Origin of the sequence: Curtobacterium sp. NPDC089991 (assembly GCF_044748425.1) — a bacterium.
Taxonomy (GTDB): Bacteria; Actinomycetota; Actinomycetes; order Actinomycetales; family Microbacteriaceae; genus Curtobacterium.
Genome location: NZ_JBIVGB010000001.1, coordinates 128,492 through 149,417, shown reverse-complemented (window position 1 = coordinate 149,417; position 20,926 = coordinate 128,492). Strand labels below are relative to the sequence as shown.

At 70.3% G+C, this 20,926-nt stretch carries 18 protein-coding genes; 4 read left to right on the top strand and 14 right to left on the bottom strand.

Translation table 11 applies throughout. The features are described 5' to 3' along the window. Positions 1–3 precede the first annotated feature (3 nt). From mraY to ACIPV1_RS00665, 8 genes are all read right to left on the bottom strand, one after another. Positions 4–1,107 carry a phospho-N-acetylmuramoyl-pentapeptide-transferase gene (gene mraY / locus ACIPV1_RS00700; protein WP_123938314.1) on the bottom strand — a complete coding sequence of 368 codons (1,104 nt, stop codon included), beginning with the start codon at positions 1,105–1,107 and terminating at the stop codon, positions 4–6. Then, positions 1,104–2,609, bottom strand: a complete 1,506-nt coding sequence (gene murF / locus ACIPV1_RS00695) for a UDP-N-acetylmuramoyl-tripeptide--D-alanyl-D-alanine ligase (RefSeq protein WP_248703497.1) — start codon at positions 2,607–2,609, stop codon at positions 1,104–1,106. The genes mraY and murF overlap by 4 nt, the downstream gene beginning before the upstream one ends. Continuing rightward, the gene (locus ACIPV1_RS00690; RefSeq protein WP_131920608.1) at positions 2,606–4,276 is read right to left on the bottom strand and encodes a Mur ligase family protein; all 1,671 of its coding nucleotides are present in this window, start codon (positions 4,274–4,276) and stop codon (positions 2,606–2,608) included. The genes murF and ACIPV1_RS00690 overlap by 4 nt, the downstream gene beginning before the upstream one ends. Before the next feature lie 14 nt (positions 4,277–4,290). Further along, positions 4,291–6,060: a penicillin-binding protein 2 gene (locus tag ACIPV1_RS00685; protein WP_159573280.1), complete on the bottom strand. Its 1,770-nt coding sequence runs from the start codon at positions 6,058–6,060 to the stop codon at positions 4,291–4,293. A gap of 49 nt (positions 6,061–6,109) precedes the next feature. Continuing rightward, entirely contained in the window at positions 6,110–6,817 is a 708-nt protein-coding gene (locus ACIPV1_RS00680; RefSeq protein ID WP_402725569.1) for a hypothetical protein, read from the bottom strand. Between the two features lies 1 nt (position 6,818). Further along, positions 6,819–7,784 carry a 16S rRNA (cytosine(1402)-N(4))-methyltransferase RsmH gene (gene rsmH / locus ACIPV1_RS00675; RefSeq protein ID WP_123292832.1) on the bottom strand — a complete coding sequence of 322 codons (966 nt, stop codon included), beginning with the start codon at positions 7,782–7,784 and terminating at the stop codon, positions 6,819–6,821. 106 nt (positions 7,785–7,890) lie between these two features. After that, positions 7,891–8,322: a division/cell wall cluster transcriptional repressor MraZ gene (mraZ, locus tag ACIPV1_RS00670; RefSeq protein WP_071254530.1), complete on the bottom strand. Its 432-nt coding sequence runs from the start codon at positions 8,320–8,322 to the stop codon at positions 7,891–7,893. A gap of 505 nt (positions 8,323–8,827) precedes the next feature. Beyond that, on the bottom strand, positions 8,828–9,229 hold the full coding sequence (locus tag ACIPV1_RS00665) for a DUF3040 domain-containing protein (protein WP_131846264.1): 402 nt from the start codon (positions 9,227–9,229) through the stop codon (positions 8,828–8,830). A 110-nt stretch (positions 9,230–9,339) separates the two neighbouring features. Here ACIPV1_RS00665 and ACIPV1_RS00660 point away from each other — a divergent pair, with 110 nt between their 5' ends. Continuing rightward, positions 9,340–10,458: a polyprenyl synthetase family protein gene (locus tag ACIPV1_RS00660; protein ID WP_111085795.1), complete on the top strand. Its 1,119-nt coding sequence runs from the start codon at positions 9,340–9,342 to the stop codon at positions 10,456–10,458. Between the two features lie 70 nt (positions 10,459–10,528). On the opposite strand, the gene ACIPV1_RS00655 is transcribed toward ACIPV1_RS00660, so the two are convergent. Continuing rightward, positions 10,529–10,885 carry an Rv2175c family DNA-binding protein gene (locus ACIPV1_RS00655; RefSeq protein ID WP_111085815.1) on the bottom strand — a complete coding sequence of 119 codons (357 nt, stop codon included), beginning with the start codon at positions 10,883–10,885 and terminating at the stop codon, positions 10,529–10,531. A 171-nt stretch (positions 10,886–11,056) separates the two neighbouring features. Here ACIPV1_RS00655 and ACIPV1_RS00650 point away from each other — a divergent pair, with 171 nt between their 5' ends. Beyond that, the gene (locus tag ACIPV1_RS00650) at positions 11,057–12,370 is read left to right on the top strand and encodes a LysM peptidoglycan-binding domain-containing protein (RefSeq protein ID WP_402725568.1); all 1,314 of its coding nucleotides are present in this window, start codon (positions 11,057–11,059) and stop codon (positions 12,368–12,370) included. Positions 12,371–12,452: 82 nt separating this feature from the next. Continuing rightward, positions 12,453–14,519, top strand: coding sequence for a Stk1 family PASTA domain-containing Ser/Thr kinase (gene pknB, locus ACIPV1_RS00645; protein WP_402725567.1), 2,067 nt, complete (start codon positions 12,453–12,455; stop codon positions 14,517–14,519). A 309-nt stretch (positions 14,520–14,828) separates the two neighbouring features. On the opposite strand, the gene ACIPV1_RS00640 is transcribed toward pknB, so the two are convergent. From ACIPV1_RS00640 to ACIPV1_RS00630, 3 genes are all read right to left on the bottom strand, one after another. Then, complete coding sequence (locus ACIPV1_RS00640) at positions 14,829–16,214, bottom strand: class II 3-deoxy-7-phosphoheptulonate synthase (protein WP_123340362.1); 1,386 nt, start codon at positions 16,212–16,214, stop codon at positions 14,829–14,831. A 93-nt stretch (positions 16,215–16,307) separates the two neighbouring features. Next, the gene (locus ACIPV1_RS00635; protein ID WP_123292455.1) at positions 16,308–17,033 is read right to left on the bottom strand and encodes a 1-acyl-sn-glycerol-3-phosphate acyltransferase; all 726 of its coding nucleotides are present in this window, start codon (positions 17,031–17,033) and stop codon (positions 16,308–16,310) included. 61 nt (positions 17,034–17,094) lie between these two features. Further along, positions 17,095–18,048, bottom strand: a complete 954-nt coding sequence (locus tag ACIPV1_RS00630) for an ROK family glucokinase (protein ID WP_111085799.1) — start codon at positions 18,046–18,048, stop codon at positions 17,095–17,097. 122 nt (positions 18,049–18,170) lie between these two features. Between ACIPV1_RS00630 and ACIPV1_RS00625 the strand changes: the two genes are divergently transcribed. Next, positions 18,171–20,066, top strand: coding sequence for a long-chain fatty acid--CoA ligase (locus ACIPV1_RS00625; RefSeq protein WP_243650006.1), 1,896 nt, complete (start codon positions 18,171–18,173; stop codon positions 20,064–20,066). 100 nt (positions 20,067–20,166) lie between these two features. Here the strand turns inward: ACIPV1_RS00625 and ACIPV1_RS00620 are convergent, their stop codons facing one another. Together ACIPV1_RS00620 and ACIPV1_RS00615 are read right to left on the bottom strand one after the other, a co-directional pair. Beyond that, positions 20,167–20,298, bottom strand: coding sequence for a hypothetical protein (locus tag ACIPV1_RS00620; RefSeq protein ID WP_260095359.1), 132 nt, complete (start codon positions 20,296–20,298; stop codon positions 20,167–20,169). Between the two features lie 124 nt (positions 20,299–20,422). Beyond that, positions 20,423–20,926, bottom strand: coding sequence for a peptide deformylase (locus ACIPV1_RS00615; RefSeq protein ID WP_123292453.1), 504 nt, complete (start codon positions 20,924–20,926; stop codon positions 20,423–20,425).

The following is a 20,926-nucleotide window of genomic DNA, read 5'->3' as shown; positions in this document are numbered from 1 at the left end:
GGGTCAACCAACGCGTGCGATCCATTCGAGGTAGAAGAGGCCGACCCCCGCGGCGACGAAGAGCCCCGCGATGATCCAGAACCGGACGACGACCGTCACCTCGGCCCACCCCTTCAGCTCGAAGTGGTGGTGCAGCGGACTCATCCGGAAGATCCGCTTGCCGTGGGTGATCTTGAAGTACGCCCGCTGCAGGATGACCGAGCCGGTGACGATGAAGAACAGGCCACCGATCAGGATGAGCAGGAGCTCGGTGCGGCTGAGGATCGCGAGACCCGCCAGCGCGCCACCGAGGCCGAGCGAACCGGTGTCACCGAGGAAGATCTGCGCCGGCGAGGTGTTGTACCAGAGGAACCCGATGAGCCCACCGCAGACCGCGGCCGCGACGACCGCCAGGTCGAGCGGGTTGCTCACGGTGTAGCAGGCGTGCTCCGTGCTCGCGTCGAGACGGGCGCCGCCGCAGATCTGGTTGGACTGCCAGAAGCCGATGATGACGTACGAACCGATCGCCAGGATGCTCGAGCCGGTCGCGAGACCGTCGAGCCCGTCCGCCACGTTGACGCCGTTCGACGTCGACACCGTGAGCAGCACGATCCAGGCCAGGAACAGCACGGTGCCGATGACCGTGCCGAGCGCCATGAAGTCGAGCCACGGGATGTCACGGATCGCGGAGATCATGGTCGACGCCGGGGGCTTGCCGTTCGACGTCGGCACCACCAGGGCGACCGTGGCGAAGATGACGCCGACGATGACCTGGCCGAGGACCTTGGCCCACCCGCCGAGCCCGAGGCTCCGCTGGCGCCGGACCTTGAGGAAGTCGTCGATGAACCCGACGAAGCCCAGCCCCACCATGAGGAACAGCACGAGCAGGCCGGACAGGGTGATCGAGTCACGTCCGACCAGGTGGCCGACGAAGTAGCCGATCACGGCGCCGATGATGAGGACGATGCCGCCCATCGTCGCGGTGCCGCGCTTGGTGTGGTGCGACTGCGGACCGTCGTCACGGATGAACTGCCCCCACCCGAGACGGTGGAACAGCTTGATGAAGAACGGGGTGAGCAGCAACGTGAACACCAGCGACGTAGCGCCGGCGATGAGGAGCGCGATCATTCGGTGACACCTCCGAGGCGGTCGCCGAGGAATCGCAGTTCGGCCGACTTCGAGGACTTGACCAGGACCACGTCGCCGGGGCGGAGCATGTCCTGGAGTGACCGGACGGCGTCGTCGACGTCCTCGATGAACACCGATTCGCCGTCCCACGATCCCTCGAGGGTGGCGGCCTGGTGGATGGGCATCGCGCCGCGGCCGACGACCACGAGCTGACCGATGCCGAGACGGACGACGAGCCGACCGATGCGGTCGTGCTCCTCGGTCGAGAACTCGCCGAGCTCGGCCATCTCGCCGAGCACGGCGACGGTCCGCTCCCCCGGGCGCACGATCTGCGCCAGGGTCCGCAGCGCCGCTGCGGTAGAGTCCGGCGACGCGTTGTAGGCGTCGTTGATCACGGTGACGCCCTCGGGGCCGCCCTGCAGCAGCTCCATGCGCCAGCGCTCGGCGCGCGTCATCGACGCGAGCGCCGCGGCGCCGTCGGCGAGCGGGACGCCCCAGCGGTGGGCGACCGTCAGGGCGGCAGCCGCGTTCATCGCGTGGTGCTCACCCAGGATCGCGAGGCGCACATCCACGTGATCCGGGCCTCCCGTTCGGCCTCCGTCTGCAGACGGGTCGCCTGCGGGGACGGGAGGCGCGGTGAGGGTGAAGCGGGTGCCGCTGCGGTCCGTCTCGATGCCGGTGATGCGGTAGTCGGCATCCGCCGACGTGCCGAAGCCGACCACCTGGGCGGCCGTCAGGTCGCGCATCGACGCGACCCGGTCGTCGTCGACGTTGAGCAGTGCGGTCGCGGAGGCGGGCAGGTCGGTGACCATCTCGGACTTCGCGCGCTGCGTCGCCTCGATGCCGCCGAACTCGCCGGCGTGCGCCAGGCCCACCTTGAGCACGACACCGACGTCCGGCTCGGCGATGCGGACGAGCGCCGCGATGTGGCCGACGCCGCTGGCCCCCATCTCGACGACCAGGAACCGGGTGTCGTACGTGACCCGGAGCATCGAGATCGGTGCCCCGACGTGGTTGTTGAAGGACCCCTGGGGCGCGACGGTCTCGCCGTGCTGCTCGAGGATCGTCCGGAGCATGTTCTTCGTGCTCGTCTTGCCGTTCGAGCCGGTGATGCCGACGACCTTGAGCGGTGCCGGACGCCCCTCGGCGTCGACGCGGTCGGCGGATGCCATCCGGACCCGGGTGACGACCTCGTGCGCGAGCGCGGCGAGGGCTGCGTAGCCGTCCGCGACGACGATCTGCGGCGCGGTGGTCTCGACGCGCTCGGGCGTGATGACCAGCGCGGCACCTGCCTCGGTCGCGGCGGGCACGAAGCGGCGCCCGTCCGTGACCTCGCCGGGCAGGGCGAAGAAGACACTGCCGGGGCGGACCAGGCGCGAGTCGGTCTCGACCGAGCCCTCCACCACCAGGTCGCCGGGCTCGGCGACGTCGGTCGCCTGGGCACCACCGATCAGCTCGCCGCCGACCGCGGTGGCGATCTCGGCGAGGGTGAGCGCGATCATCGGAGGTCCTCGGCCGGACCGGAGTTCGGCTCCCAACCGGCTTCGCGCAGGGCCTGACGGGCCTCGTCGCGTGCCGAGTAGGGGGTGCGGACCCCGGCGATGTCGCGGTAGTCCTGGTGGCCCGGGCCGGCCCAGAGGATGGAGTCGCCCTCACCGAGCAGACCGACGGCCAAGCGGATGGCGGCCTCGGGCGGGCTCACCTCGTGCAGCTCGTGGTCCGGGAACGCCTCGCGCGCGGCGTCGACCAGGGTCTTCCGGATCGACGCGGCGTCCTCGAAGCGGGGGTGGTGGTCGGTGACGACGAGGATGTCGCTGCCGGCCGCCGCGACGCGGGCCATGTCGCCGCGCTTCGTGGTGTCGCGGTCGCCGTCGGCGCCGAACAGCATTAGGACCTTGCCGGACGTGAACTGGCGGACGGCCGCGAGGGTGTTCTCGAACGCGTCGGCGCTGTGGCCGAAGTCGACGTAGACGCTCGGGCCGTGCTCGCCCGAGACGCGCTCGGTCCGGCCGGGAAGGTAGCACTCGATGGCGGAGACGCGGCGCACGGCGCCGTCGCGGTCACGGTCGCTTCGGGCCTCGTGCTCGTCGCGGTCGTCTTCGTCCGGGTAGCGGCGGTGGTTGCTGTCGAGCGCGTGCGCGATGGCACCGAGCTCGAAGCCGCCCTCGACCAGCATGACGATCGCCAGTGCGGCGTTCGCGGCCATGTGCCAGCCGATCAGGGGCACACGGGTGGTGAGCTCGCGGCCCTCGGGACCGGTCAGGCGGAACTCGGTGTACGCGGCGTGCGCCTCGACGATGTCGACGTGCCACTCGGCCTCGACGTCCGGGTGCACCGTGATCGTCGTGACCGGGATGCGGGAGTCCTGCACCACGCGGTGGCCCCAGTCGGTGTCCAGCGAGACGACGCCGCGACGGGCGTGCTCGGGCTGGAACAGCGGGAGCTTCGCCTGGTAGTACTCCTCCATGTCGGCGTAGTCGTCGAGGTGGTCGTGCGACAGGTTCGTGAAGGCCGCGACGTCGAAGACGATGCCGTCGACCCGGTGGCGGCTGAGGGCCTGCGCGCTCACCTCGACGGCGACCGCGCGCACCTCGCTCTCGCGCATCCGGGCGAGGAGCGCGTGCATCTCGCTGGCCTCGGGCGTGGTGAGACGGCTCGTCACGCTGAGCGTGCCGATGTGGCGCTCGGCGGTCGAGCTCAGGCCGGTGACCAGGCCGAGCTGCTTGAGGATCCCTTCGAGGATGTACGACGTGCTCGTCTTGCCGTTCGTGCCGGTGACGGCGAACAGCTGCGGCAGGTCGGTGGCCTCGTCCGGGTGGGTGCGGTACACCCAGGCGGACACGTCGCCCAGAGCGGCACGGGGGTCGTCCACGACGAGGACCGGCAGGCCGGCCGCTCGTGCGCTCTCCACGCCCGCGTCGTCGGTCAGGACGGCGACGGCACCGCGCTCGGCGGCCTCGGCGGAGAACTCCGCGCCGTGCCGGTTCGCACCGTGCACGCCGACGAAGACGTCACCCGGCTGCACCTCGGCGGCGCTCAGCGTGACACCGGTCGTCTCGACGGCGTCGAGGGAACCGACGACGCGGAGGCCGAACGCGTTCGCGAGTTCGGCGACCGCCCTCGGGGTCGGGTGTTCGGGCCGGAGGACCGGGGGGATCCGTGCGGACAAGTGTTCCTTCTTCCTCACCACGTGGACGGGTAGAGCTTCGCCTCGGACGCGGAGGGGGCTACTCGGTACTTCTCGAGCACCTGGGACATGAGTGTGCGGAACGCCGGAGCCGCTCCGCTCGACCACTTGTTGGTCTGCGGCTTCGTGAACGTCACCGTGACAACATACTGGGGGTCTTCGGCGGGTGCCATTCCGGCCACCGAGGTGATGCGCTGACCGCCGTAGCCCTTCGAGCCCTCGGCCACCTCGGCGGTACCGGTCTTCGCGGCGATGTTGTAGCCCGAGATCGGCTTCATGCCCACGAGCGTGCCGCCCGTGACCACGCTCTGGAGCATGTCGGTGACCTGGGTCGCAGCGTCGGCGGACACGACGCGCTGCTTCTGCACGTCGGGCGCGTCGATGGTCTTGCCGTCCGAGGTGGTGCAGCCCTTGACGAAGTGCAGCGGGATCCGGACACCGTCGTTCGCGATGGTCTGGAACACGCTGGCGACCTGGACCGCGGTCGTCGAGATGCCCTGGCCGAACATCGAGTTGATGTTCGTCTGCTGGTCCCAGTTCGGGCTCGAGCCGTAGTCCATCGACGGCTGGCCCGGGTAGTCGATCGCCGACTCCGGCTCGAACAGTCCGAACTTCTGCATGTAGTCGTACCGCTGCTGCGCCGTCAGCCGCGCGCCGAGCTCGGTGATGCCGACGTTCGACGAGTTCTGCAGGATGCCCGTCAGCGTCAGGTTCTCGGTCTCGTGGAACTCGGAGTCGTGGATCGTGCCGCCCCAGGGGAAGGTGCGCGAGTACGGCACGACCGCCTGGTCGGTGGGACTCGACTTGCCCTGGTCGATCAGGGCGGCGGCGATGGCGGCCTTGATCGTCGAACCGGGCTCGTAGGAGTCGGTGAGCGCACGGGAGCCGAACGCCCCCTTGTCGGTCGTGGCGTCGACGTCGTTCGGGTCGACCGTCGGGTAGTCGGCGACCGCGAGCAGCTCGCCCGTCTTCACGCTCGTGACCGTGGCCGTCGCCGACGCCGCCTGCAGGGTCTTCGCGGCGGACGCGATGGTCTGCTGCGCCATGTACTGCAGGTCGCTGTCGATCGTCGTCACGAGCGTGCCGCCGTCCTTGGCCTGCTTCTTCGTCACGGTGCTGCCGGGCAGCTGGACGCCGTCCTCGCCGCGCTCGTACGTCTCCGAGCCGTTCGTGCCGGCGAGGCACTTGTTGTAGGCGTACTCCAGGCCGGCCTGTGCGCCGTCGGTGCCCATGAACCCGGTGACGTTGCCCGTGGTCGCACCCGTCGGGTAGACCCGCGACGCCTGCTGCTCCTTGTAGATCCACGGGATGCCGAGGTCGGTGACGGCCTCGTAGTGCTTCACGTCGAGGCCCTTGACCAGGTACGCGAAGTCCGACTTCGGGTTCGCGGCGATGTTCTTCCGCATGGTCGCGACGTCGCCACCCGAGGCCTTCGCCAGGGCGGTGAGCGCCGTCGACACGCTGATGTCCTTGACCCTGGTCCCGCCGAGCTTGCCCTTGAAGGCCTTGACCAGGCGCGGGGCGGTGGTGATGTTGTACCGGGTGACGCTGTCGGCGAGTTCCGTGCCGTTGCGGTCGACGATCGACCCGCGGGTGCCGTAGATCGTCACCGGGATGCTGCGCTTCTGCGTTGACTGCTCGTTGAGGGCCGAGGCCTGCACGACCTGGATGTCGACGAGGCGGACCACGAAGACACCCACCAGGGCGATCACGGCGATCATCACGATGCTGTAGCGCAGTCGGCGGTTGCGGATCGTCTTCGTCACGCGGTGCGGTCCTTCCCGGATGGTGCTGAGGGTGGTTCAGACCCGCAGGTCACCGGGTGGAGGGCGCCTGGAGCTGGTTCGCGTCGGACTCTACGGAGGACTTCGAGGAACCCCCGTCCGACGCGCTGGCGCCGCTCGTCTTCTCAGACGCGGCGGTGCCGGTGGTGCTGTCGGCGCTGCTGTTGCCGGCGGTGTCGTCGGCCTTCGCGTCGGTACCGGCGCTGCCCGTGGTCGAGCCCGTCTCCTTGCTCGTCGACGTGTCGCCCTGCTTCGCAGCGAGGGGGACGTCGTTGAGCAGGGAGTTCGGCACCTGGTTCGAGGTCGCTGCGGTGGCCTGGTCGGCGACCGCCGGGGTCGGCGTGCCGTAGACCCGGCCCGTCTTGGGGTCGAGGTAGACCGGCGTGGAGTTCGCGATCATCCCGAGGGACTGCGCGTTGCGGGCCAGGTTCTGCGGCGAGTCGAGCACCCGGAGTTCCTCGGACAGCGACTGCTGCGTGCGGGACAGGTTCGTCTGCTCGGTGCCGAGCGCGCTCAGCGTGTAGGCCCCCTGGCTGAGCACCATGCTGATGCCGAGCTGGGCGAGCAGCAGGACGCCGAGGGCGACGACCGCGGTGACGGCGTAGCCGATGCGGGGCCGTGCACGGCGCTGGGCCGCGGTCGGTGTGACCTCGACGAGCTCCGGTCGGTTCTGGCGGTCCGGGCGCGGGGCGCGGGACGGGACGACGGCGGGGTCGACGAGTGCGAGGTTCGTGCTCATGTCACTTCCGGATCCGCTCGGCCGCGCGCAGGCGCACGGGTGTTGCTCGGGGGTTGGCGGCGCGCTCGGCCTCGTCGGCCAGCTCGGCGCCCTTGACGATCAGGGAGAAGGTGGGGGCGTGCTCGGGGAGCTCGACCGGCAGCCCGGCGGGGGCGCTCGACTTCGTGCGCGCCACCAGTGCCCGCTTGACGATGCGGTCCTCGAGCGACTGGTACGACTCCACGACGATGCGACCGCCGACCGCGATGGCGTCGAGCGCCGCCGGGATCGCGCGTTCCAGGACGCTGAGTTCGGCGTTCACCTCGATGCGCAGCGCTTGGAACACGCGCTTCGCGGGGTGGCCCTGGCGCTGGATCGCGACCGGGGTCGCGTCGTGGAGCACCTGCACCAGGTCGCCCGACATCTCGAACGGCACGCTCGCGCGGCGGTCGACGATGGCCCGGGCGTAGCGGCCGGCGAGCTTCTCCTCGCCGTAGCGCTGGAAGATGCGGCGCAGTTCGCCCTCGTCGTAGGTGGCCAGGACGTCGGCGGCGGTCTGCCCCTCGGTCCGGTCCATGCGCATGTCGAGCGGGGCGTCCTGGCTGTACGCGAAGCCGCGCTCGGCCCGGTCGAGCTGCAGCGAGCTGACGCCGAGGTCGAACAGCACGCCGTCGACCTGGCGGAAGCCCTCGCCCTCGATCGCGTCGACGATGCCGTCGTACACGGTGTGCACCAGGCGGACGCGGTCGCCGAACCGGGCCAGGCGCTCCCCCGCGATGCCGAGGGCGTCGGTGTCACGGTCGAGACCGATCAGCGTCAGGTCCGGGAACCGCTCGAGCAGCCCCTCGGAGTGTCCGCCCATGCCGAGCGTGGCGTCGACGACGACCTTGCCCGGTCCGTCGAGCGTCGGCGTGAACAGGTCGACGATGCGCTCGAGCATCACCGGCGTGTGCGGGAAGCGTGGTGTCCCGTTGTCGTTGTCGGCCATGTGCAGCCCCTCGTCTTCCGGGCCGCGGGTCCGGATCCCCATCCATGCGACCTGACATCGGGGAAGTGATGTCAGGGCTTCACGGCTGGGAGTCCCGATCCACGGATCAGAAGATCCCCGGGATCACCTCCTCGTCGTTGTCGGCGAACGCCTCTTCGGCTTCGGCGTAGTAGGCCTCCCACGCGGTGGTCGACCAGATCTCGGCACGGTCACCGCTGCCGATGACCGTCAGGTCCCGCTCGAGCCCCGCGTACTCACGGAGGTTCTGGGGGATCGTCACGCGGTTCTGCTTGTCGGGCTGTTCAGCGCTGGCCCCCGAGAGGAACAGGCGCATGTAGTCCCTGGTGCGCTTCGACGTCATCGGTGCGGTCCGGATGCGCTCGTGGAGTTCCTCGAACGTCCGGGCGCTGAAGACCACGACGCAGCGTTCCTGGCCGCGGGTCATCACGAGTCCCCCGGACAGTTCGTCCCGGAACTTGGCGGGGAGGATCACGCGACCCTTCTCGTCGAGCTTCGGGGCATGAGTACCGAGCAGCACGTCGGGCCTCCCCTCCGCTCCACCGGACCGTTGCAAGCCCCACTTTACTCCACTGCCCTCCCCTCGGCCAGGATTCCGCTCCCTTTTCGCCCCTTGGCACCCCTTTTGGGGCCGTTCCGGCAGCGCTGAAGCCCGGACAGCGGTGGCGGATGCCCGTCATGCCGGGGATCTGGGCGGGAGTGGTGGGCGTGGAGGAAAGTGGAGGACTTTCGCAGCCAGTGGAGCGTCCCGTGGCGCGCCGAGGCTCACGGTCGGCTCCACCACGGCCGGCCGCCCGTCAGCGCACGGTCACGACGCGCTGCCGCCGCGACGCCGAGTGGTCACGAACCGTCGCTCGCGCGGACCACAGCCGACAGTTCGTGACCCCCGGGCAACCACCGCGCGGCATGTCGTGACCACTCGCGCGCGCACGAACCTGCCCCGCCCGATCCTGCCCGCCCCCGGAACGCGAAACGGGGCCGGCCCGAAGGCCGGCCCCGTCACGAGGGAGGAGTGTGGAGGGCTGCTACTGCCCCTGGTCGTTCCGCTTGTCCCAGCGGTCGTTCATGCGATCCATGAAAGACCCGCCGCCACCGCCACCACTGGCCGGACGAGCCGAACCACCGGACGCCGGAGCACCCGGCCGAGCGGGCTTCGCCTTCGGGGCACGCATGCCCGGGCGCAACGCGAAGAGCACACCGGCGAGCATTACGACGAAGCCGAGGATGCCCAGCAGCGGGGCCTTGATCACGAGACCGACGATCACGATCGCGACGCCGGCGAGTGCACCGAGCACTCCGAGCGTGATGGCTGTGTACGTCGGACGACCCTGTCGACGTGTGACACGCGCCACGAAATCGGAATCGTTCTGGTAGAGGCTGCGCTCCATCTCTTCGAGAAGGCGCTGCTCCTGTTCCGAGAGCGGCATCTTGGTTCCCTCTGTTCCTGGGATCGACGCGGGGTTGAACAACCGGGCTGGAAAACACTCGGTTGAGTGGACCGATTCTATGTCCCAACCGCTCCACTAGGGTAGGGACTGTGGCTGAGAGTACGCGATTAGTGGACCTCGTATCGGCGCGTATCGACCGGGCACTCGACGAGCAGCGTGAACGGCTCCTCGCGATCAGCCCCGATCTCGCCCCGTTCGACCTGTACGCCCGAGATCTGCTGTCCGGCGGCAAGCGCTTCCGGGCGCTGTTCTGCTACTGGGGGTGGCAGTCGGTGGCGGGCCGATCGGGCTCGTTCGACCCGCTGGCGGAGGGCTCCCGCCAGACCACGGCCGAGGCGATCGTCACGGTCGCCGCAGCGCTCGAGGTCTTCCACGCAGCGGCCCTGGTGCACGACGACATCATGGACCGCTCGGACACCCGCCGTGGGCGTCCCGCAGCACACCGCCGGTTCGAGTCCCTCCACCAGGAGTCCGGCTTCGTCGGCGACCGCGGGCAGTACGGCACGAACTCGGCACTGCTGCTCGGCGACCTGCTGCTGTCCCTCAGCGACTCGGTGTTCGACGAGGGCCTCGCGCTCCTCGACCCGGTACGAGCCCGCATCGTGCGCCAGGAGTTCCACGCGATGCGCCTCGACGTCACCGCGGGCCAGTACCTCGACGTGCACGAGGAGACCGCCTGGCCCGTCATCGACGAGTCCGAGCACCTGCTCCGCGCCCAGCGCGTCATCGTCTTCAAGTCCGCGAAGTACTCGATCGAAGCACCGCTCGTCATCGGCGCGCTGGTGGCCGGCGCGAGCGACTCGCAGCTCGAGGGCCTCCGCGCCTTCGGGCTCCCCCTCGGCGTCGCCTACCAGCTGCGCGACGACATGCTCGGCGTGTTCGGTGACCCCGAGGTCACCGGCAAGCCCGCCGGCGACGACCTGCGCGAGGGCAAGCGGACCGTGCTCATCGCCTCGGCCCGCAAGGCGCTGGCCAGTGGCCCGCGGCAGCTGCTCGACGAGCTCCTCGGCGACCCCGACCTCGACGAGGAGCAGGTGCAGATGCTCCGCGCCACCCTCACCGAGTCCGGTGCGGTCGCCGCGGTCGAGCGTTCCATCGACCGGCACGTGCAGCGTGCGAAGGCGGCGCTCGACGCGTCGCCGTTGACGCCGTCGGCACGCGAGCAGCTCGCGTCGCTGGCCGACACGGTCAGCCGCCGGTCGTCCTAGACGCGACACCAGGACAGACGGGAGGCCCGGTGCCAGCTGGCACCGGGCCTCCCGTCTGCTCGGAACGCGTCTAGAGCAGCGACTGGGCCACGCGACGCACCTCGGCCTTGCGACCGGCGCGCAGCGCCGCGATGGGCGAGACGCCCATCGAGTCGTCGACGGTGAGCATCCAGCGGACGGCCTCGTCGTCGGTGAAGCCGTTGTCGCTGAGCACGGTCAGGGTGCCACGCAGCTCGGGCATGGGCTCGCGGTCCTCGAGGAACTCGCTCGGCACGCGCAGGACACCACCGACGCGGGCCGCCAGCAGGGTCTTCTCCTCGAACAGGCGGTGGATCCGGCCGGGGCTGGTGCTGAACAGGTCCACCAGTTCGGGGACGGTCAGCCAGCGCTCGGAGAGGGAGAGGTCGTCGACGGGTGCAGCACTCACACGCCCATGGTGCCAGAGCGGGGCACCGAGTGAGTACGCACCGTTCGTCACATTCGTCACACGCACCACATCCGGCTCTCTGGTTGACTTGGGAATCACACCATGCCAGCGTTGTGCCACCTGTGAGTGCGCGCATGCACGCGCACGGGACAGTCGAGATCAGGAGAAACCGTGGACAACGCTGCAGACGAAGCCGCCCGGCGCGCACGATCCGCCCGGTTCGCGACCATGCCCATCGTCCTCGCGGGCACGATCGCGGTGACCGCCGGCCTGACCGGCCCCATCGCGCACGCCGAACCGCGACACGACGACGCGGACTCGAACCACAAGCGTCACGTCGACCAGGACCGCAACGTCGGCAACCGTCCGGTCTTCGGCACCGCGGTCGCACGTCCGTCGCAGACCGTCGTCACGACGGTCTCCGCGACGACGAAGGCAACCGCCCCCACGACCTACACCGTCCGTCAGGGCGACACGGTCTCGGGCATCGCTGCCCGGTTCGGCCTGTCGGCGCAGGAGGTCCTGGTACGGAACGGCCTCGGCTGGAACACGATCATCCACCCCGGGCAGACGCTGCACCTGGCGTCGACGCCCGCGGTGACCACGGCGCGCACGACCACGAGCGCCGGATCGACGTCCGGGTCCGGGTCGGGGTCGAGCACCTCGAGCTACCACGTGAAGTCGGGCGACACCGTGTCCGGCATCGCATCGCGGGTCGGCGTGTCGACCACGGCGCTCCTCAGCGCCAACAAGCTCTCGCAGCGCAGCGTGATCTACCCCGGTCAGACGCTCCGGGTGCCGCACGGCTCGTCCGGTGGCGGCTCGGTGTCCACGGCCGCAGCGTCGTCGGGCTCGTCGGGTTCGTCGGGTTCGTCGAAGTCGAGTGTGAAGATCTCCTCGGGCGACACGATCGGCTCGATCGCTGCGTCCCACCACGTCTCCGTCGCCTCGCTGCTGTCGGCGAACGGTCTGACCTACACGAGCACGATCTACGCGGGCAAGACCCTCGTCATCCCGTCGTCGAGCACTGCTGCGACGACCGCCGCCGCGCCGTCGCGTGCCGCGGTGAGCGCCGCCGTCGGACTGAGTGCCGAGCAGCGCCAGAACGCGGCCACCATCGTCGCCGTCGGCCGCTCCCTCGGGGTGTCCGACCGCGGCATCGTGGTGGCCCTGGCCGCCGCGATGCAGGAGTCGAGCCTGCGCAACCTGCCCCACGGCGACCGCGACTCGGTCGGCCTGTTCCAGCAGCGGCCGAGCCAGGGCTGGGGCAGTGCGGCGAAGCTGCAGGACCCCGCGTACGCGACGAAGCTGTTCTTCGGCGGTCGCAGCAACCCAAACGTCGGCAAGACCCGCGGGCTGCTCGACGTGCCCGGGTGGTCGTCGATGAGCATCACCGACGCCGCCCAGGCCGTGCAGCTCTCCGCCTACCCCAAGGCCTACGCCAACTGGGCGAGCGCCGCCCAGGGCTGGCTGGCCACCCTCTGAGTCTCATCCGGAAGATCGAGATTGGGTCACGACCGGTGCGCCGGTGCGGTGTCGTGCAGTCTCGATTCGTAGAATGCCGCCGATGACCACCAACGCCGCCACGGATCCGATGATCGGTCGCATGATCGATCAGCGGTACCGCGTCCGCTCCCGCATCGCGCGCGGGGGCATGGCGACCGTGTACCTCGCGACCGACGTCCGCCTCGAGCGACGCGTCGCGATCAAGATCATGCACGGGCACCTGGCCGACGACCAGGCCTTCCGTGAGCGCTTCATCCAAGAGGCGAGGTCCGCCGCGCGGCTGTCCCACCCGAACCTGGTCGGCGTCTACGACCAGGGCGCCGAGGACGACACCGCGTACATCGTCATGGAGTACATCCCGGGCATCACGCTGCGGGACCTGCTGCAGGAGCACCACGCCCTGACGCCCGAGCAGGCGACCGACATCCTGCGCGCCGTGCTGGCCGGACTCGCCTCGGCCCACCGCGCCGGCATCGTGCACCGCGACCTGAAGCCCGAGAACGTCCTGCTCGCCGACGACGGCCGCATCAAGCTCGGCGACTTCGGCCTGGCCCGGGCGACGACGGCCAACACCGCGACCGGGGCCGCCCTGCTCGGCACGATCGCGTACCTCTCCCCCGAGCTCGTGACCCGTGGCGCCGCCGACTCGCGCAGCGACATCTACGCGCTCGGCATCATGCTCTACGAGATGCTCACCGGCGAGCAGCCCTACAAGGGCGAGCAGCCGATGCAGATCGCCTACCAGCACGCGAACGACACGGTGCCCGTCCCGAGCGCCGCGGTGTCCGGCGTCCCGCCCGAGCTCGACGAACTCGTCGCCTGGTCGACCGCCCGCGACCCCGAGGACCGCCCGCGCGACGCCCGCGAGATGCTCGACCACATGGCGGGCAACCAGCAGCGCGCCACGGGCCAGTACCGGACCGCCGTGCTGCGGCCCGAGAACGCGACCGCGATCCTGCCGTCCGGCGGCGGGACCGCTGCCGGTGTCGGCGCTGCTGCCGCTGGTGCCCGCGCTGCTGCCGCCGACGCTCCGGCTGCCACCGATGCCACGGCGATCATCGACAGCCCCGACCGCGGGCGTCCCACGACCCGGAACCGCAACACCGGTCCGGGCCCGCGCCGCACGGGTGCGCAGCCCGGGGTGCTCTCGCCCGCAGGACAGCGCCTGGCCGACCTCTCCGCGAAGCGTCGCAAGCGCGGCTGGATCGCGCTGTCGGTCTTCGTCGTGCTCCTGCTCATCGGCGCGGGCTTCGGCTGGTACTTCGGGCCGGGGCCGGGTGGCAACGTGCGCATCCCCGAAGTGACGGGCAAGTCGGTCTCGCAGGCCCGGCAGCTGCTCGAAGCCCAGGGCCTGCACGCGGCGTCGAAGACCGGAACCCGGTTCGACGCCGTCGTCGCGAAGGGACAGGTGTCCATCACCAAGCCGGCCGCGAAGCGCGAGGTGCAGAAGGGCACCTCGGTGCAGCTCGTCGTGTCGAACGGGCCGAAGATGATCGCGCTTCCGACGATCGTCGGGCAGCCGATCTCCACCGTCACCGCCGCGCTCGACGACGACTTCGAGCTGCAGGACAACCGGTACGAGTTCTCGGCCGACGCCGCGAAGGACACCGTCATCGCGGCGACCGGCCGGGCGTCCGGCGGCAAGGCGCTCGACCTGACGTCGGTCAAGGCCTACGGCGAGACCGGCCCGGTCACGCTCACGGTGTCCCTCGGCGCCGTGCCGGACGTCGTCGGGAAGACCGTCGACCAGGCCTCCGCGGAGCTCGACGCGGTCGGCCTCGTCCTCGGCGCCCGCACCGAGGAGTTCAGCGAGGACGTCCCCTCCGGACAGATCGTCTCCGCCGAGGTGCAGGACTCCCCCGCCGTGCGCGGCACCGCGATCGACGTCGTCGTGTCGAAGGGCCCGACGCCGATCACCCTGCCCGAGGACGGCGTCGTCGGCTCGACCATCAACGAGGCCACCGCGACCCTCGAGGGTCTCGGGCTCAAGGTCTCCGTGCCCGACTGCACGAACATCCTGTGCGGGTTCTACGACTGGAAGTCGTCGCTACCGGTGACCGGTACCGACCCGGGCGCCGGAGCCACGGTGTACCGCGGCGACACGGTCACGCTCTCCTACGACCAGTAGGCGGTCGCGCTCGTCCGGTCCGGTCCGGTCCGGTCCGGTCCGCCGAAGCGACACCTGTCCGCACGGCCTCGCCGAAGGCACCGCGAAAGCGACAGTGTGCCGCCGAACATCGGCGGCACACTGTCGCTTTCGCGGACCGGCGCGGGAAACGCGTCGCGGGGCGCGAAGTGGACGCAACCGGCACGGCGGACGGGAGGCGCGGGGCAGGGCCGCCACGGGCCTCCCGTCCGGCACGCGGAAGCGACAGAACCCCGCGAACAGTTCGCGGGGTTCTGTCGCTCTGGCGGGACTGACGCGACCCGCCGCGCGCTACGCGCGCACGTGCGGGTGCGCGCCGAGCTCCTCGGCCACGAGGAACGCGAGCTCGAGCGACTGCATGTGGTTCAGCCGCGGGTCGCACAGCGACTCGTAGCGGGTGGCGAGGGTGGCCTCGTCGATGTGCTCCGACCCGCCGAGGCACTCCGTGACGTCGTCACCGGTGAGCTCGACGTGCATGCCACCCGGGTAGGTACCGACCTGGCGGTGCGCCTCGAAGAAGCCGAGGACCTCGTCCACGACGTCGTCGAACCGACGGGTCTTGTAGCCCGTGGGCGTGGTCAGGCCGTTGCCGTGCATCGGGTCGGTGACCCACAGCGGGTTGGCGTCCATGCCCTTGATCGCCTCGAGCAGCTTGGGCAGCTCGTCGCGGATCTTGCCGGCACCCATGCGCGTGATGAACGTCAGGCGGCCGGGCTCGCGGTTCGGGTCGAGCTTGTCGACCAGGGCCTTCATGTCGTCGACGCTCGTGGTCGGGCCGAGCTTCACGCCGATCGGGTTCCGCACCCGCGACAGGAAGTCCACGTGGGCACCGTCGAGGTCACGCGTGCGCTCCCCGATCCAGATGAAGTGGCCGGAGGTGTCGTACGCCAGACCGGAACGCGAGTCGATGCGGGTCATCGGGCGCTCGTAGTCCATGAGCAGACCCTCGTGCGACGCGTAAAACTCGACGTGCTTCAGTGCCTCGAAGTCGGCACCGCAGGCGTCCATGAAGCGGATCGCGCGGTCGATCTCCTTGGCGAGGTGCTCGTAGCGGGCGTTCGCCGGGTTCGACGCGAAGCCCTTGTTCCACGAGTGCACCTGACGCAGGTCGGCGAAGCCACCCTGCGTGAAGGCGCGGACGAGGTTCAGCGTCGACGCGGCCGTGTGGTACCCCTGCACCAGGCGGCGCGGGTCGGCCGTCCGGCTCTCCGGCGTGAAGTCGTAGCCGTTCACGATGTCGCCGCGGTAGGCGGGCAGCGTGACGTCGCCGCGGGTCTCGAAGTCGCTCGAGCGCGGCTTGGCGAACTGCCCGGCCATGCGACCCATCTTGATGACGGGCATCGACGCACCGTAGGTCAGGACGACGGCCATCTGCAGGATCGTCTTGACGCGGTCACGGATGGAGTCGGCGGTCGCGCCGGCGAAGGTCTCGGCGCAGTCACCGCCCTGCAGCAGGAACGCCTTGCCCTGTGCGGCGGCGGCGAGCCGCTCGCGGAGCTTGTCGACCTCGCCCGCGAAGACGAGGGGCGGCAGCGTGGCGATCTCGGCCGAGGCGGCCTCGGCCGCTGCGGCGTCGGGCCACGTGGGCTGCTGCTTGATGGGGAGCGTGCGCCAATAGTCGAGGCCCTCGATGACGTCCGGATCCTGCAGGGCGACGAAGTCGGTCGACTCGAACAAGGGCGTTACCTCGGTGTTCTGTGCGGGCGGCCCGCCTGGCCGCCGGAAGGCGGCAGAACGGGCGTCCTGGCGGAGTGCCGGGACCATCAGAGCCTAACGTGCGGGCGACGACTTCCGTTCCCGCATGACTGCCTCGCGTGCGGAGCTCGCGCGTTCCTTGACGCTCGTCGCGTAGACGTCGACGTACTCCTGACGGCTCAGCCCCGCGAGCTCGTGCATGACCTCGTCGGTGACGCTGCGCAGGATGAACCGGTCGGTCTCGAATCCCTGGAAGCGCGAGAAGTCGAGCGGCTTGCCGAACACCACGCCGACACGCTTGATCTTCGGGAAGCGCTGCCCGATCTGCTGCACCTCACGCGTGCCGACCATGGCGACGGGGACGACGAGCACCCGGCCCTCGAGGATCATCCGCGCGATGCCGGTGCGACCGCGGTAGAGCTTGCCGTCGGGGCTGCGGGTGCCCTCCGGGTAGATGCCGAGCTGCTCACCGCGGGCCAGGACCTGCAGGCCGGTGCGGAGCGACGCCTCGGACGCCTTGCCGCCGGAGCGGTCGATCGGCAGCTGGCCGATGGCGTTGAAGAACGTCTTCGTCGCCCAGCCCTTGAGTCCCCGCCCGGTGAAGTAGTCGCTCTTCGCCAGGAAGGACAGCCGCCGGTCGAGCACGGCCGGCAGGATCACCGAGTCGATGAACGAGATGTGGTTGGACGCGAAGATGACCGGGCCCTTGGCGGGGACGTTCTCACGGCCGACCACCCACGGGCGGAACAGGGTGAGGATGAGCGGGCCGAGCAGGAAGTTCTTCAGCAGCCAGTAGGTCATCGACGACTCCAGGTGGTGGGGTGGGCCTGAGCGACCCTACGCCGTGCGGGCCGGTACGCGGTTACGCCGTGCGGGCGTGGATGCGGGCCAGGTCGGCGGCGCCGACGACTCCGGCGTCGTTCACCAGCTCGGCGATCACGAAGTCCGGCTCGGGGTGGTAGCCACGCGCCGGCAGGTTGTTGAGGTACGCCTGCTTGATCGGGTCGAGCAGCCGATCCCCCGCGCTGGCGACCCCGCCGCCGAACACGAACAGCTGCGGGTCGAGCACCGCGGACAGCGAGGCGCAGGCCTCACCGAGGTGACGGCCGAGGCGACGGAGCGCCGCGAGGGCACCCGGGTCGTCGGCCAGGATCAGGTCGCCCACGATGTGTCCGTCGAGCTCGCCGCCGTTGGCTTCGCGCGCGTCGGCCAGCGCGGAGCCGATGCCGCCGGCGTCGGCGACGTCGTTCGCCATCCGCTGCAGGGCACGGCCGGAACCGTACTGCTCGATGCAGCCACGCGCGCCACAGCCGCAGGGCAGACCGTTCGGCACGATGCGCAGGTGGCCGATCTCGCCGCCGGTGCCGAACCCACCGCGGAACAGGCGGTCCTCGGTCACGATGGCGCCGCCCACACCGGTGCCGATGGTGAGCATCGTCATGTCGGAGACGAGCCGGCCGGCGCCGAAGCGGAACTCGGCCCACCCGGCGGCGTTGGCGTCGTTGTCCACCGTGATGTGCAGGTCGCCGAGGCGCTGCTGCAGCTTCTGGCGCAGGGGCTCGTTCCGCCACCGGATGTTCGGCGTGTAGTAGACGATCGACTGCGAGGCGTCGATGAAGCCCGGGGCCGCGACGCCGACCGCGCCGACCTCGTGTCCTGAGCTGAGTCGCTCGACCATCGAGACGACGTCGTCGAGCATGGCGTTCGGGTCCGCAGCGTTGGTGGCCACGCGGTCCTCGGCGATGATCTCGCCGAGTTCCGTCACGACCGCTCCCGCGATCTTGGTGCCCCCGATGTCGATTCCGATGGCGTGCACGGTCCAAGAGCCTACCGGTTCACCGCGAACTCACGGAACGCCCGGTGACGCGTCCTATGCTGACTGTGTCGCCTCGCAGGATGAGGCGCCCTCGAATCGAACCGGCAGACAAGGGAGTCACCGTGAACGATCAGCGACCCGAACGCGCCAGTCAGGTCCCGACCGGGAGGCACGCCTCGCGTCCGACGAGCGGCCCCGTCGCTCCTGACCACGGCTCCGCAGCGCGGCTGCTCGGCGACCGCGCCCGGCTGACGCCGTCGCGTCCGATCCTGGCCCAGCGCCACGGCGACACGTGGACGACGATCACCGCCGGCGAGGTGCTCGCACGGGTCCGCGGCATCGCGAAGGGCTTCGTCGCCGCCGGCCTCGAGCCCGGCGCCCACGTCGCGATCCTGTCCCGCACCCGCCTGGAGTGGACCCTCGTCGACTTCGCGGTGTGGACGGCAGGACTGGTCTCCGTCCCCGTCTACGAGACGAGCTCCCCCGACCAGGTCCGGTGGATCCTCTCCGACTCCGAGGCCGTCGCGATCGTCGTCGAGCAGGAGGAGCACGCGCGTCGGGTCGCCTCGATCGCCCCGGACCTACCGCACCTCGGGCAGCACTGGACGATCGACGGCGGCGGGCTCGACGACCTGACCCGGCTCGGCGAGGACGTCACCGACGACGAACTCGACGCGCGGACGGCGTCGGTGCACGGCCACGACGACGCGACGATCATCTACACCTCCGGGTCGACCGGACGCCCGAAGGGGTGCGTCCTGCGGCACGACAACTTCACCGCGACGGTCGAGAACGCCAGTGTCGCGATGCCCGAGGTCGTCGCGGACGGCGCCTCGACCCTGCTCTTCATCCCGATGGCCCACGTGTTCGCCCGCTTCATCGCGGCGATGTCCGTGTCCGCCGGGGTACTGGTCGGCCACGAGCCGGACACGAAGGACCTCATGCAGGCCGTGTCGTCGTTCAAGCCGTCCTTCTTGCTGGCGGTCCCCCGGGTGTTCGAGAAGATCTACAACGCCTCCGAGCAGAAGGCCGACCTCGGCGGCAAGGGGAAGATCTTCCGGGCCGCTGCGGACACCGCGGTCGCCCACTCCGAGGCCTTGGCCGCCGGTCGGGTCCCACTCGTGCTCGGCCTGAAGTTCAAGCTGTTCGACAAGCTCGTCTACGCGAAGCTCCGGAACGCCCTCGGTGGCCGCACCGAGTACGCGGTCAGTGGCTCGGCGCCGCTCTCACCGCGGCTCTCGCACTTCTTCCGCTCGATCGGCGTGCTCATCCTCGAGGGCTACGGACTCACCGAGACGACCGCGCCCGCCACCGTGAACCGCGCGGCGGACCTGCGCATCGGGACGGTCGGACCGGCACTCCCCGGGGTCGAGATCCGGATCGCCGACGACCAGGAGATCCTGATCCGCGGCGTCGACGTGTTCGACCGCTACTGGCGGAACGACGAGGCCACCGAGCGGGCGTTCACCGACGACGGCTGGTTCCGCACGGGCGACCTCGGACGGCTCGACGACGACGGCATCCTGACGGTGACCGGACGCGCCAAGGAACTCATCGTCACCGCGAGCGGCAAGAACGTCGCACCGGCACCGCTCGAGGACGGCGTCCGCGAACACCCGCTCATCGGGCAGGTCGTGGTCGTCGGCGAGGGCAAGCCCTTCATCGCCGCCCTCGTCACGCTCGACCGCGAGATGCTCCCGGGGTGGTGCGAGAGCCGCGGGATCACCCCGGCGCTCTCCGCGCACGAGGCTGCGTACGACGAACGCGTGCTCACCGCCGTGCAAGAGGCGATCGACACCGCGAACGGCCGGGTCTCACGAGCCGAGTCGGTCCGGTCGTTCACGATCCTGGACACCGAGCTGACGGAGGGGTCCGGACACCTGACGCCGAAGCTGACGATCAAGCGGTCGGTCATCCTGCGCGACTTCGCGGCCGACATCGACCACATCTACTCTGGGTCGAAGGTGCAGACGACCGCGACGCCCGTCATCGAGGAGCGTCGAGCGCGCCGCGCGTAGCGCGTAGCGTCCCGCCGTCTCGGCGTACCAAGGCGTTTCGGGCGTACCAGGTCGTTTCTTCCGACCAGGTATGCCCGATTCCGCCAGGTGCGCGCGGGGCTCAGGCCTCCGGCGACTGCTCCGTCGCGGGGGCGTCGAGGACGGCGGTCGAACCGGTGGCGACCGTGGTGTCGGCCGGACGACGGTTGGTGCGGGTGCGGTGCGAGCTGAGCTCGTCAGTCTGACTGGTCATGCGGGAGTCCTGGGGGATGGGATGGTCGTCGGTGGGAGGCCGACGCGGATACGGTACCTCTTCGTCAGGACAAAGCGACAATCCCCCGTGGGGGTGTCATGAGCAGGCACTCATGACCAGCGGATCAGTGGAACCACTCCTGCGCCCGGATGTCCCGCAGCGCCTGCCGTCGGACCTCTGGTTCGAGCGTCATCACGTAGACGGTGCCGTCCAGGTGGTCGACCTCGTGCTGCAGCGCCTCGGCCATCAGCCCGGTGCCCTCGAGCACCACCTCGGCGCCGTCGACGTCGACGCCACGGACCTTGGCGTACGGGTGCCGCCGGGTCGGGTAGCCGAGCCCGGGAACGGACAGGCACCCTTCCTCCATGAGCTCGGGCTCCCCCGAGACCTCGACGACCTCGGGGTTCAGGACGTAGCCGACCTCGCCGTCGACGTTGTACGAGAACGCGCGGAGTCCGACACCGATCTGCGGCGCGGCCACACCGGCGCGGCCGGGCTCCTTGACGGTGTCGATCAGGTCCTGCACGAGGTCGCGGACCCCGCTCGACCCGAGTGCCGCCGGAGCGATCGGGTCCGCAGGCGAACGGAGGACGGGGTCGCCGAACAGGCGGATGGGACGGACGGTCAA